The organism is Marinobacter sp. F4218 (genome assembly GCF_019443085.1).
GTDB lineage: Bacteria > Pseudomonadota > Gammaproteobacteria > Pseudomonadales > Oleiphilaceae > Marinobacter > Marinobacter albus.
The window spans coordinates 387,649-400,827 of the sequence record NZ_JAHZIL010000004.1 but is presented as its reverse complement, the minus strand read 5'-3'; the positions used below and the strand labels follow the sequence as shown (position 1 = coordinate 400,827).

The 13,179-nt window shown below is 58.9% G+C and carries 11 protein-coding genes; 6 read left to right on the top strand and 5 right to left on the bottom strand.

The features are described 5' to 3' along the window. Window positions 1-99: 99 nt before the first annotated feature. The 4 genes from adk (at window position 100) to K0B93_RS17145 (ending at window position 2,763) form a co-directional block, all read left to right on the top strand. Window positions 100-753 carry an adenylate kinase gene (gene adk / locus K0B93_RS17160; protein ID WP_219868483.1) on the top strand — a complete coding sequence of 218 codons (654 nt, stop codon included), beginning with the start codon at window positions 100-102 and terminating at the stop codon, window positions 751-753. A gap of 35 nt (window positions 754-788) precedes the next feature. Next, on the top strand, window positions 789-1,487 hold the full coding sequence (gene tsaB, locus K0B93_RS17155) for a tRNA (adenosine(37)-N6)-threonylcarbamoyltransferase complex dimerization subunit type 1 TsaB (RefSeq protein ID WP_219868482.1): 699 nt from the start codon (window positions 789-791) through the stop codon (window positions 1,485-1,487). 80 nt (window positions 1,488-1,567) lie between these two features. Beyond that, a complete protein-coding gene (locus K0B93_RS17150) occupies window positions 1,568-1,930 on the top strand; it encodes a UDP pyrophosphate phosphatase (protein WP_219868481.1) in 363 nt (120 codons plus the stop codon). A 38-nt stretch (window positions 1,931-1,968) separates the two neighbouring features. Next, the gene (locus tag K0B93_RS17145) at window positions 1,969-2,763 is read left to right on the top strand and encodes a class I SAM-dependent methyltransferase (protein WP_219868480.1); all 795 of its coding nucleotides are present in this window, start codon (window positions 1,969-1,971) and stop codon (window positions 2,761-2,763) included. A 6-nt stretch (window positions 2,764-2,769) separates the two neighbouring features. Here K0B93_RS17145 and plsB read toward each other — a convergent pair whose 3' ends face one another. Then, window positions 2,770-5,238: a glycerol-3-phosphate 1-O-acyltransferase PlsB gene (plsB, locus tag K0B93_RS17140; protein ID WP_219868479.1), complete on the bottom strand. Its 2,469-nt coding sequence runs from the start codon at window positions 5,236-5,238 to the stop codon at window positions 2,770-2,772. A 141-nt stretch (window positions 5,239-5,379) separates the two neighbouring features. Here plsB and nudC point away from each other — a divergent pair, with 141 nt between their 5' ends. Together nudC and murI are read left to right on the top strand one after the other, a co-directional pair. Continuing rightward, window positions 5,380-6,207 carry an NAD(+) diphosphatase gene (gene nudC / locus K0B93_RS17135; protein ID WP_219868478.1) on the top strand — a complete coding sequence of 276 codons (828 nt, stop codon included), beginning with the start codon at window positions 5,380-5,382 and terminating at the stop codon, window positions 6,205-6,207. Beyond that, on the top strand, window positions 6,204-7,064 hold the full coding sequence (murI, locus tag K0B93_RS17130) for a glutamate racemase (RefSeq protein WP_219868477.1): 861 nt from the start codon (window positions 6,204-6,206) through the stop codon (window positions 7,062-7,064). The genes nudC and murI overlap by 4 nt, the downstream gene beginning before the upstream one ends. Here murI and K0B93_RS17125 read toward each other — a convergent pair. The 4 genes from K0B93_RS17125 to K0B93_RS17110 all read right to left on the bottom strand — a co-directional run bounded on the left by K0B93_RS17125 (window position 7,042) and on the right by K0B93_RS17110 (window position 13,160). Beyond that, on the bottom strand, window positions 7,042-8,049 hold the full coding sequence (locus K0B93_RS17125; protein ID WP_219868476.1) for a DUF2156 domain-containing protein: 1,008 nt from the start codon (window positions 8,047-8,049) through the stop codon (window positions 7,042-7,044). The genes murI and K0B93_RS17125 overlap by 23 nt on opposite strands. A 43-nt stretch (window positions 8,050-8,092) precedes the next feature. Beyond that, window positions 8,093-8,746: a class I SAM-dependent methyltransferase gene (locus K0B93_RS17120; protein WP_219868475.1), complete on the bottom strand. Its 654-nt coding sequence runs from the start codon at window positions 8,744-8,746 to the stop codon at window positions 8,093-8,095. Between the two features lie 235 nt (window positions 8,747-8,981). Continuing rightward, window positions 8,982-11,156 carry a putative bifunctional diguanylate cyclase/phosphodiesterase gene (locus K0B93_RS17115; RefSeq protein ID WP_219868474.1) on the bottom strand — a complete coding sequence of 725 codons (2,175 nt, stop codon included), beginning with the start codon at window positions 11,154-11,156 and terminating at the stop codon, window positions 8,982-8,984. Between the two features lie 24 nt (window positions 11,157-11,180). After that, complete coding sequence (locus K0B93_RS17110) at window positions 11,181-13,160, bottom strand: HDOD domain-containing protein (protein WP_219868473.1); 1,980 nt, start codon at window positions 13,158-13,160, stop codon at window positions 11,181-11,183. Between the last annotated feature and the right edge of the window lie 19 nt (window positions 13,161-13,179).

Genomic DNA, 13,179 nt, shown 5'->3' with positions numbered 1-13,179 from the left:
CCTGGCGCACATCCGTTCGATACCGAGAGGTTGTCGCAAAGGCAAGGGCTTTTGCCATAACTTTTCAAACGATAATGACTAAAACGGGAGCACAACGTTATGCGAATCATCATGTTAGGCGCGCCGGGCGCGGGGAAGGGGACGCAGGCCCAGTTCATCACCGAACGTTTCGATATTCCCCAGATCTCCACCGGTGACATGCTGCGTGCCGCGGTCAAGGCCGAATCCGATCTGGGAAAACAGGTCAAGGAGGTTATGGCAACCGGTGGTCTGGTATCTGACGATATCATCATCGCCCTGATCGAGGAGCGCATTCAGCAGCCTGACTGCAAGAACGGCTTCCTGCTGGACGGGTTCCCGCGCACCATTCCCCAGGCCGAAGCGCTGAAGGATCAGGGTATTGCTATCGATTTCGTGGTCGAGATTGCGGTCGATGACGAAGAAATTGTCAGCCGTCTTTCCGGCCGCCGCGTGCACGAAGGCAGTGGCCGTATCTACCACGTGAAATACGATCCGCCCAAGGTTGAGGGCAAGGATGACGAAACCGGAGAAGCACTGGTCCAGCGTGAAGACGACAAGGAAGAGACCGTTCGCAAGCGTCTGAAAATCTATCACGACCAGACGGCGCCGCTGGTAGGTTACTATCAGGACTGGGCTGCTGAGGCTCCGGAGGACGCGCCAAAGTACGTGCGTGTGGAGGGCGTTGGCAGCCTCGACAGCATTCGTGACCAGATTCTGTCCAAGCTTCAGTAAATCAACGATATCCCGACCCGAGGGTTTTCACGTCCGTGAAACTGCTTGCACTGGATACGTCATCGGAGGGCTGCTCGGCAGCCCTTCTTCTTGATGGCGAGATATCCGAACGTTTCGAGATTGCGCCCCGCGGCCACACCCGGCTGTTGATGCCCATGGTGCGGGAGCTCCTGGCTGAAAAAAGTCTGGAGCCCAAGGACCTGGATGCGCTGGCCTTTGCCTGTGGTCCGGGTTCCTTCACCGGCATTCGGATTGCGACGGGCGTGGTTCAGGGCCTTGCATGGGGACTGGATGTGCCGGTGGTGCCGGTGTCCTCGCTGGCGGCCGTAGCGCTTGGAGCGATGGAGTCCATGGACCTGCAGGGTGATGGTGCAGTTGCCGTGGCGTTCGATGCCCGTATGGGAGAGGTCTATTGGGGCTGTTTTTCCCGCCGCGACGGACTCCCGGTATTGCTGGGCGAAGAAAGGGTATGTCCACCTGCCCTGGTTGCCCTCGAAGGCGATTTCGGGCACTGGGTGGGAGCAGGGCAGGGCTGGCGCTTGCGGGATGATATGCCCGCAGAGGTGCTGGCCCGGGTTGCGTCTGTCGACGACACTCTGGTCCCGCGGGCAGCCTGGGTCGCCAGGTTGGCGGAAACCGGATACCGGGAGGGTCAGGCGGTTCCTGCCGACCAGGCGCAGCCGGTGTATATCCGGGATGAGGTTGCCTGGAAAAAACTGCCGGGTCGTGAATAACATCAGGCGCTTTTAATCCCGGCGGGATTCTTCCATACTTTCCTTCTACATCTTTGTCACTGAGCCAGCGAGATCAGTTCATGATCGGTGGTATTCATTCAGGAAACGGTTACGGCTACCAGCCCGGAAACAATAGTCCGGCCCGGGAGCGCAGCGATGTTGCCCGTGCGCCGGCGTCTTCCCCGGAGAAGTCCACCGAGTCTGCACGCCGTAATCTGGCCGATGGCCGTTCGCTTACCCCCATTGAGTGTGTCCCCGATACCAGTCTGGAACGACGGGTAGAGGCCCGCCGGGCCGCGGAAGATGCCCGCCTGGAGCGCTTTCGGGCTGACGACCTGCCGTTGCCGACGGCTCGGGCGCTGTCGACGTTTGCAGCGGTTGCAGCCGCAGGGCAGGCGTCCGGCGGCGACGCTACGCTTGCCGGCATTGATATTCTGGTTTGATGACCGATCTCCCTTCCTTTCCCGCCCATGATTTTGACATGCCCAGTGCGTTAGCGGTGGGGCGCAGTCCGCTCGGGGATGCCGAACAGGCTGTCGCACTGAGCCAGTCCCTGGCCATCGAAAACCTTGGCATCGTTCGCCCGAAGGAGATCCGGGACTTCGCGATGGTTTTGTATCTGGATGAGAACGGGCTGGGTTTGCAGGTGACCGGTAAAGGCGCCCCAGGGCCGGTGCGCGCGGAGTTTGTCACCGGGAAAATGGGCTATCGCCGAGAGCACGGCGGCGGGGCCGGGCAGATGGTTGCAAAAGCCGTGGGTTTGCAGAAAACCCGCGCGACCTTGCGCGTGGTCGATGCCACTGCCGGCCTTGGTCAGGACGCCTTTGTGCTCGCCAGTCTGGGATGTGAGGTGACCCTGTTCGAGCGTAATCCCGTGATTCATGCCCTGCTGGCCGACGGCCTGGCAAGGGCATCGCTCAACGTGGACTGCGCGCCCATTATCGCGCGCATGTCGCTCAAGGAAGGCAGCAGTCTAACGTGGCTGGAGGCTGCAGCGCCGGGTTCGGCAGACGTAATCTATCTGGATCCCATGTTCCCGCATCGGGACAAGTCAGCCCTGGTCAAAAAGGAAATGCAGGTATTCCGGTCGGTGGTGGGTGACGACACCGACGCCGAAGCGCTCCTGGAAGCGGCACTTGGATGCGCGACCTACCGGGTCGTCGTCAAGCGTCCCCGCAAGGCTCCGACGATCGCCGGCCCCGAGCCCGCAACACGGATAGAGGGCAAGAGCAGTCGCTACGACATCTATTCTCTCAAAGCGCTGCCCGCCCGGTAATCTCCCTTAAGCTCCCAGCATCGTGACCTGCTGGATCGCCTGCCGTTTCTCAACGCTGAGCACCAGTCGGGCGTCTTCGGCGACGTCATCGAGCCCCTTGCCATAGCAGATCAATCCGGTTTCGTCGGTGGTAATGACGCCGTTCTTCTGCAGGTTGGCAATGAAATTCCGGAACAGGCTCTTGTCGAAGAACTCGGGGGCATTCAGGCCAAACAGGATTGACATGCGTTCGGCCAGCAGTGTGCTCTGTTCTTCGAGCTCGGCTGCGCTGAGTTTGCCCGAGCCGTACTTGCGCAGGATGCCCAGGGCAATGTGATAGCGCTCGAGGGTCTGGATGATGAAGTGCGACAGTACCCTCAGTCGTAACATGGCCTCCGTGCCTTCCTCGGGCCGGCCAATGCGATCGTCATCCAGACTTTCCAGCAGCCCCTGTTCGATCAGCACATCGATCCAGCGATTGATGACGGTTTCCACATCCTCCGTCTGGTACTTGAGGAACAGTTCAGACCGCAGGTAGGGGTAGGCCACGCTGGCCAGGAACACGACCTTGTCCCGTCGCAGCGAATCCGTGTTCTCGAACAGGCTGGCGACCAGTGACGGCAACGCGAACAGGTGCTGTATGTTGTTGCGGTAATAGGTCATCAGGATGGCATTGCTGCCTTCCAGTGCGATGATATCGCCCAGTTTCTGCGGCTGCCGCGTGATCAGCCCCATGTTCTCGCAGTAGGCAACCCAGTCCTTGCCAGATCCCTCCGGCAACGTCACTGTTTCGGCGTAAGGATAGGCTTTGAGCAGGCCAGAGTACTGATCCATCAGGCGAATCAGTTGGCCTTCGTCCATGGCCATACGATCGGTTCCGAGCAGGACCGTTGCGGTCATCCCGATGGGGTTGACCGCAACGGAGGCGTTGATATTGGAGGCCACTCGCAACGCCAGTTGGTCAACCGCCTCTTTGAGCCACGGCGGGCGATATTCCGAATCGTAGGCTTCCTGCCGCCAGCTGTCGTGAACCTCATCAAGCACGTCGGCGAGCGGGATGGCTTCGCCGAAGTTGACTGCCACGCGGCCGAAGGAGTTGCTCAGTTTGCGAACGGTTTTGGCAAGTGCGAACACGTTCTCCTTCTGCTTTTTCTTGCCCCGGAGTTCGCCCAGATAGGAGCGGCCTTCCATCACCTTTTCGTAGCCAATGTAGACCGGCACAAAGACGATCGGCTTGCGGTGATCGCGCAGGAAACTGCGAACGGTCATCGACAGCATGCCGGGCCGTGGTTGCAGCATGCGACCGGTCCGACTACGACCTCCCTCGACGAAATACTCAACGGAGTACCCCCGGGAGAACATTACATGCATGTACTCGTTGAATACGGTGGCGTAAAGGGGGTTATCCTTGAAGCTCCGGCGCATGAAAAAAGCGCCGCCGCGGCGCAGGATCGGACCTACAATCGGCATGTTAAGGTTGATGCCGGCGGCAATGTGGGGTGGCATCAGGCCGTTCTTGTACAGTACGTAGGACAGCAGCAGGTAGTCGATGTGTGACCGGTGGCAGGGCACATATACCACGGCGTTTTCCTGGGCCACTTCCTTGGCCACACGAATATTGTTGATGGCAATGCCGTTGTAGATGCGGTTCCAGAGCCAGGCCAATACCACTTCCAGGAACCGGATGGTAACGATCGACATGCTGGCGGCAATTTCGTCCGCGTATTTCCAGGCCTTGGCGCGAACCTTCTCGGGCGGAATATCATCCTTTGCAGCGGTTTCCCGGATAGCTTCCTTGACCGCCTGGGTGCGCACCAATCCGCCGACAAGGGTTCGCCTGTGGGACAGGTCCGGTCCGAGAACAGCCTGACGAACGCGTCGGAAGTGGGTGCGCAGAATGCGCGCAAGTTTGCGTCTCGCACGTTCTTCGGAGTGCCGGTATTCATCGATGACCTGCTTCAGGTACAGGGGCTGATTAAACTGCACATAGGTGTTGCGGCCATGAACCATGATGATCAGTAACTTCTGTAGCCGCCCTGCCACGGTCCAGGTATCGGATAACAGCAATTTTACCAGGGATTTCTCTTTGTCCGGCGAGCGACCCCAGAACAGGGATACCGGCACGATCTGGACATCCTCGTCCGGATGCTCGAGGCCGTACTGAATCAATGCCTCGAACTCGGTGGTCAGTACTGGGGTCTGCCGACGGCGAAACAGACCGCCGGTGCGACGGTAGAGAAAGAAGAACGAGTGGGACGGTCCGTTTTTTACCGGCAACGAATCGGTGGCACCGGGCAGGTGGGCGCGGATGACTTCCTGCTCCAGTACCAACCGGCTCGACAGACTGCTGTACTGAAGCACGTAACAGACGGGCTTGTCCGGATCCAGTCCCAGAGCTTCAAGGCTATTCCCGCTGACGTCGGTCCTGACCCAAAGGAACAGCATCTTGCGGAGAATGGTCAGGATCAGGCTGCGAATGCCCTGGTAAAGTCGCATAAACTGTTGCTCCGGTGAATCAGATAGGGGCCAAGTTTACTTGGTTGAGTACGGTGCGGAAAGTCACTCCTCTTACTTGCCCCGTCATTCAGTGTGGTACATTTCAGCTTGGCCCATTCATCACGCAGGTGTGGACAGTTAATGGCAATCTCGAACACAGACTGGACTCCGGGCTGGACCACGAACCCGCCACAGGCCGGAGACCGTTTGCTGGCGATTTCCGGCTCGGCCATTCTCAAGCCGGAAGAGGGCTGGTTTCTTTTATGGGGTTCTGACGTGCACCAGGGAATCGACTGTGAGCCTGTCTCCCTTGGTATCGTGGACGGTAAGCCCGTCTATGTCACGGAATTGCCGGACCCTGTCAGGGGCGGGCTGGAACCCGTGCCCCTCAGGGATGCCCTGTTGATGATGGAGGAGGCTCCTGCCGAATTGTTGAGTACCGGATTCCAGGTATGGCAGTGGTGGCGGGATCATCGCTATTGCGGGCGATGTGGGCAGGAAACCGAATTTCATCCACACGAGCGGGCAAAATGGTGCGGACCCTGCGGGATTCCCTGGTACCCGAGACTGGCGCCCTGTGTAATCGTGGTGATTCGGCGGGATGACCGCCTGTTGCTCGCCAGGTCTTCCCGGGCCCGTCATCACTTCTACAGTCTGATTGCCGGCTTTGTCGAGCCGGGCGAAAGTCTTGAGGAAGCCGTGGTCCGTGAGGTTAAAGAGGAAACTGGCCTGGACGTGACCAACGTCCGGTATCAATCGTCCCAGCCGTGGCCGTTCCCGCACCAGCTTATGGTTGGGTTCTTTGCTGACTACGCCGGCGGCGATCTTGTACTCCAGGAAGACGAGCTGGCCGATGCGGATTGGTTTGTGCCGGGCGACACTCCCCCGGTTCCGCCTCAAACGACCATTGCCGGTCGCCTGATCCGGGCCATGGAGAGCGCTATTTCTCCGAGAGGATCAGCGTCTTGAAGACGGATTCTTCCCCTCGGGTTCTGGTGTTCGATTCCGGCGTCGGTGGCCTCAGTATTGCGGCCAGCGTCATCCAGCATCTGCCGGGAACGGAGCTCGTCTATCTGGCCGACAATGCCGGGTTTCCTTATGGTGACCAGCCAGAGTCGGTAGTTATTGAGCGCTGCTGCCGGTTGATTGGCGAGTCGCTGGCCCAGTATCCCTGCGACGTCATCATCGTCGCCTGCAATACCGCCAGTACGGTAGTTCTGCCCCATCTCCGGGCCATGACATCGACACCGGTGGTTGGCGTGGTGCCCGCTATCAAACCGGCTGCCGCCAAAACCCGGAATGGTCGTATCGGTCTGCTGGCAACCCCGGCCACGGTGCGCCGACCTTATCTGGACAACCTGGTCGACGAGTTCGCCGGACACTGCCAGGTCGAGCGTATCGGGCACCCGGATCTGGTGCGCTGGGTGGAAGAGTCGGTGAGTGGTGCGGATGTGCCCCGCCATGAACTGGCCGAAGCGGTCGCGGGCTTTCATCAGGCGGAGGTGGACACCGTGGTTCTGGGGTGCACACACTACCCCTTATTGCTGGATGCTCTGAGGGAAGTCCTGCCCGACGTTGAATTCTGGGTGGACTCTGGAGAAGCCATCGCCCGGCGGGTGGCGGTTTTGCTCGAGGAGCTGGGGAAGGCGCCTGACGCGAGTCGGGAAAACCCGGCAAATAGCCAACCGGTGCGGGCTGCGCTCTTTTCCGGCCCGGCTCCCGAGGGAGTGGCCGGATTCATGGAAGCTCTGGGCCTGGCGCCAAGATCAGTTCTTGCTGACTGGCCCGCGCAACCCCGTCCGGTTACAACAGCCGCGTCAGTTTGAACATGGCCAAGAATTCGAGGGCAGGGATCGCGCGTTTGTGGCAGCAGTAGGTTTTGAAGCCATCCCCCCGGAAACGCGACTTGGTAAATTCCAGGCCTTTGAAGTTATATAGGAAATTCCCCTTCTCGTAGACCAGGTGCAGGAGTCGTTTCAGCGACCGGCTTTCCTGGTGTTCGGTGGTGGCATCCAGTGACAGTGGAATCAGGCCCAGGTCGAGGTAGGGAACCCCCTCGGCCTTGAACACGTCCATGGCGTGTGCCATCAAGGTGTAGAAAATGCCCTGGCGGAAATCGGCGTTGGCCCGGGAAATGTTCGGCACGTAGCTGATGATTTCATTGTTGCGGTAAATCGGGTCGAAATAGATGAAGCCGACGGCCTTGTCCCCCTGATAGGCGTAGAAATGGCGCTCGTTTTCCCGGTACTCCATCTCCATCGGGCGAATCAGAAAGCGGATCTCATTGCTCTTGCACTTCCGGGTCCGTATCCAGGCTTCGGAAATCTCCCGGGTGTGGTCATCACTGAACCGCTCTTTCACCGTGATGTTGCTCTTCTCGGCCTGGTTCAGTGCGGTGCGAAGGATCTGTTTTTTCTTGCCGGCCAGTGACCACTTCCTCAGGTCGATCCGCGATTCGCTGCCAAACTGCGTGCCATACAGGCCGAACCGCAGGTGCAGGAAATCCACCACGGGCTTGGAAACCTGAATGTAGCAGGCATTGGGAAAACGGTTGTGAAAATGCTCGAGAATCACCGAAAAGTTCTCGGGGGCGCAGACCGGGTCCGACAGCACAAAGGTTCCACCCCATTTGCGCATGTAAGCCAGGTACCCGATCCCGGGAACGTCAAAGTACTGCATGCCGGGCTGCAGGGTTGAAAAAGACTGGGAGTGGAGCCCGTATTTCTTAAGGTAGCCAACCCGTTCCGCGAAGGTAAATGAGTTGTCTGCCAGTTCACGGAGTCCGTCCAGTGCAAGAATCTGATCCGACATGTCTCTGCTCCCCGGTTTATTGTTGGTTGGATGGCTGCGGCACTCAGGCCTGTTTGCGACCGAGGATGGACCAGTAGCAGTCCATGTTCAGAAGCTTGAAATGCTTCTTTTCGGTGACCTGCAGGCCCAGACGCTGCATGTGCTCGGGGTAGTTGTAGATCTTATGGAAGGCGTTGTTGGCAAAGAGCCAGAAGGTAAAGACCGCCATGTACCAGTAGAGCTTCTTGAACATGCGGGCGACTATATTGCCGGTGGGGTAGCAGAAGTCTCCAACCACGACCCGCGCGTCGGACTTGCCCAGGCGGATCAGATGTTCCAGGACCCGGACCATCATGTCTTCGTCGAACACGTTCAGGAAGAAGTTGGCTACCACCATGTCGTACTGTTCGAACTCTTCCACCTTCATGATGTCGCTGTGGATGCGGCGGATGGCCAGGTTTGGCGCCTTCTTTTCCTGGGCTTCTCCAAACTTGCGCAGCATGGTTTCGGAAAGATCGACAACGGTTACGTCAGCGCCCAGCTCGGCGGCGCGGATGGCGTCTCTGCCATGGCCGACTCCGGCAAAAAGGATGCGATCCCCGGGCTGAACGGTTTCTACATCAAGCATGGCGGTTTTGCAGCGATGTATGTTCTTGCCGCTGTATAAATTGCTCAGGAAATCGTAAACCGGGCCAATGTATTTGTACTTGTCGCGCATGATGACTGCTGCCTGTTCTTGTTCCTCGGGATGTTGTCACCGTTTTTGTCGTTGTTGCCCGACGGCCTGTCGGGATTCCGGTGATCAACGCCTAACGATCTCGAGCTTAGAGAACAGGGGTGGGGATTTATGTGCAGCACTACGCATTTCGGGATACAAAAAATAACGCTTTGCAATACTTTGCAAACCGCATCAAGGTTTTAGTTAGGAGTGTCGGACAATTGATAATTGGGTGTCAGATGGAGGCTGCTTGGGCTGTCGGAAACGCCAGGGTTCTGGAGATATGCTCCGCCGGTCGAGCGGGGCCATAGTAGAAACCCTGAACCTGATGACAGCCCAGCTTTCGAAGGTATTCGAGCTGTTCGTCGGTTTCAACCCCTTCCGCGACGATTTCCAGTTTGAGGCCGTGGGCCATGGCAACAATGGCGTTGACGATGCAGGCGCCGTCGTCACCGCTGCGGATCGCTTTGACAAAGGACTGATCGACTTTCAGGGTATGGATGGGAAGCCGGTGCAGGTAGTTCAGGGATGAATAACCCGTACCAAAATCGTCGATGGCTATGCGCACGCCCAGGGCGGCCAGTTCCCGGAGCTTTTGGCTGATTTGCTCAAGATCGTTCATGATCACGTTTTCGGTGATCTCGATTTCCAGGTTCTGGGCAGGGAAGCGGTGGGCTCTCACCCGTTGCATGAGTGTATCCACAAACTTCGGATGTTCGACCTGAACCGGCGAGAGATTGACCGCCAGTCGCAGGTCGGAATGCCCCGATCGAATCCACAGTCCGACGTCCTGGCATGCCTGGTCGAGGACGCGCTCACTGAGCTGGCCGATCAGGCGGGTTTCCTCGGCCAGTGGCAGGAAGTCCCGCGGATAGAGCAGTCCGCGCTCCGGATGCTGCCAGCGAACGAGAGCCTCAAGTCCGACAATGCGATTGGTCGTTGAGCACACCTGGGGTTGATAGAACACCCGTAATTCGTCCCGCTCAAGTGCCAAGCGCAGATCCCGTTCCAGGTTGAGGCGGTTGGCGGAATCGATACTCATGCTTTCGGAGTAGAAACGGTAGCCGTCCTTGCCTCTGGCTTTGACATGGTACATCGCGATGTCGGCATTCTGGATGAGGTGGTCCATGCTGTCGCCAGCTTCCGGATAGATTGAAATACCTATGCTGACTCCCACGAACACCTCGTGGTCGCCGAGCTGGAAAGGCGCCCGCAGCGCATTGATCAACTTCTTTGCGATTTGTCTCGCATCCTCATGACTGTGGATGGATGGCAAGAGAAGCGTGAATTCATCGCCACCGAAGCGGGACAGGGTATCGCCTTTGCGGAGGCATTTTTCCAACCGGTGCGTGACTGCCTGCAGCAGCCGGTCACCCATGGCGTGCCCGAGGGTGTCGTTCACCACCTTGAACCGGTCGAGGTCCAAAAACATGACCGCCAGTTTCTGGTCGCTGCGGCGGGCGTGGGTAATGGCAAGCTCCAGACGGTCCTTGAACAGGGCCCGGTTGGGCAGTCGTGTCAGCAGATCGTGGTACGCCTGGAAGTTGATGAACGCCTCTGCTTCCTTACGTTCCGTGACATCGCGGGCGGTACCGTAATAGCGGGCGGTCTGGCCGTTCCCTCCGCCTTGCGTGGCATGGGAATATGGCCAGGTCTGCGGGTCAATTGGAAACGCCGTGATCTCGAAATGGCGGGTAGCTCGCCGGCTGCCCCTGGTCTTCAGCCGGACCTCCAGAGTTCGCGGGTTATCGGCGGTTATGTTGGGTCCGTTCAGGGCATACATGCCCCGAGTGACGTCCCGGTCATCCAGGATATGGCGGAAATGATGCCCGCACAGTTCGGAGGGCGGGTAGCCCAGCAGGCTTTCCACTTTGCTGTTCACAAAACAGAAGTGGCCGTCGTCGTCGAGCATGAACACGATATCGGGTGAGCTGTTGACGATGTAGCGGTGCAGCGCCTCGGATTTTTCCAGGCGCAGTTGGATATGTTCGTGGGCCTTGAGCAGGGACTGCTTGTTGGTCACGCTGGCAACCGTTGCCAGCAATTCTTCCGGATCGAAGGGCTTTCGGATGTAATCCAGCGCACCCCGCCGCAGGGCCCGGCTGACGGCGCTGAACGAGCTCTCGCCACTGACCACGATGGCACCGCAGTCGGGCTGCACGTCGGCCAGATGAGCCATGACATCGAAGCCATCCACGTCCGGCATTCTGAGGTCAAGCAAGGCCAGGTCAAACGACTGCGAATCCGCCAGCTCGCAGGCGCGTTTTCCTCCGTGGGCTTCGGTGACCTGATAACCGCTGTCACGTAGCAGGGCGGCGAGTGAATCCAGCAGGCGGGGTTCGTCGTCCACCACCAGGATGCGTGCCGTTAACTCGTTACTGAGAAGCTGATCAGTGAGTTCAGGTGCCATCGCTCTATGTCCGTCGTTTCTGCGTCAGTCGGTCTCGTTCTTGTTGTGGTTGGCCGCCGGAAGCAGAATCCTGAAGGCTGTGCCTTCCTGCCCTGTGCGACAAGCAATGATGCCCTCCATGTCATCAATTAGCTGTTTCACAATGCTCAGGCCCAATCCGCTGTGGCCTTTTCCTTTTGTGGTTTTCACCGGGGTGAACAGGGAACTTCGGATCTCGTCGGGAATTCCTGTCCCGGTATCCGTTATTTCCAGTTCCACCCAGGTCCGGTTGTTCTGCCAGACCGGGGCCGATGTCCGTATCTCAACCTTGCCGCCTTTCTCGGGCAGGCTTTCCACGGCATTGCGTACAAGGTTGATGACGATCTGGCGAATGGGTGCCGCACCCACCGTCAGCAGCGTCGGCTGCCTGCACATTATCACGTTGAGTTGACGTTTGCCGTCCGTGAACAGGCTGTCCTCCAGAATGCGTGACAGGCTTTTGAGTTCGGCATTGAGCTCGGCGCCCTCGGCATCGTCATCTGTGGTGGTGTGCCCCATCTGCAGCAGGAGATTGCCGGCACGATCGAGTTCGTCACGGATAACGTCCAGCTCCCGCTGAACGTCCGAGTCCTCAAGCCGATTCCTGAGCTGGTAAATATACTGGCGGATGATTGTCAGGGGATTGCTGACTTCGTGAACCTGCCTTCGAACCATTTCGCGAGCAACTTCCTGCTGGATGGCATCCTGCTGGCCATCCGCATCGGGGGTCTGCGATCGGTCCTCGAGGACCACCGACAGTTGGCGGGCGAACAGAGTGGCGAGTTCGGATGTGGTCGTCGGGTCTTTTTCATCGGTGCCCAGAGCAAACACGCCGGGGCGGTCGTTACCTGTGACTACTGGCACAGCGAGCAGCGAGGGGGTCCGCAGCAGGGTCAGCAGTTGGCGATCGAGAACCGTGGGCGCGCGGTCGGCCAGGCTGACCGGCTTGCCCGAACTGAAGGCATCGGTCAGCACGCTGCCGCCGGGGTTGGCGGAAACCGCAAGCTCCGGAACCGCGCCGGTGGTGCCCGACAAAAGAACCAGGTTATCGTCGCTATGCCCGAAACAGAGCGCGGGCAGGCCTGTAACCAGCGTCAGGCTGTTTACGGTCTCCGAGAGAACGTCGTCGACCGGGCCATGCAGATTGGCAAAACCGAGCGACTGGTTGGCCATCGCCTGCCGCAGGATCGTCTGTTTCAGTTTCCGGGTGGCGGTTTCACCGTCATATTCGTTGTCCAGGGGAATTCCCAATGACGCGGCCATGCCGGAGACTTCGTGGGAGATTCGCCGGTTTATCTCCCTTGTTAGTTCTTCACTCAGGCCAAAAACCGTAGCTGCTGCGGCGATACCCCCGGCATCGGACAGTGCCAGTCGTGTAGCGAGGCTTATCAGCTTGACCAGGTGTCCGGCGTCCCGGAGTTCGTGGGGAAGCGCCTGCTGGTAGCGCATGGCGTCTGCGGCCATAGGGCCGAGGCCCCAGGCCGTCACCAGCTCTGCAGCTATGTCGGACTGGTGAGTGATAAAGTACTGCTTGGCGTCGGGTGCGGGCGTCTTGATGGCGATCAGTTCGCCGATGTTGTGGACCATGCCCAACATGAACGCTTCGTCGGGTTCCCGGTAACGCGTGAGCGTGGCCAGAGCCCGGGCTGTCAGGGCCGTGGTCAGTGAGTGTCGCCAGAAATCCCTGAGCTGCTGCCATTCGTCGCCCCCCAGTTCGAACAGGAGTTGGCGCAGGGCGGCCGTCAACACCAGAGTTTGAAAACGACGTGTGCCAAGTCTCAACAAGGCCTGGTCCACCGAGGTAATGCGTGTGGCCGGGCGATAGAGTGCGGAGTTGGCAAGCGCCAGGATTCTGGCAACGAGAGCCGTGTCCACGGACACGATCTCGCTGATGGTTCGGTAGCTCTCGTCCTGGTGACAGGCCTCAAGTGCCCGGAGGGTAACCTCCGGGAGACTCGGTAACTGTAGATCAGGAGCTAAATCCATAGAGCTTACCTGTCGCGCC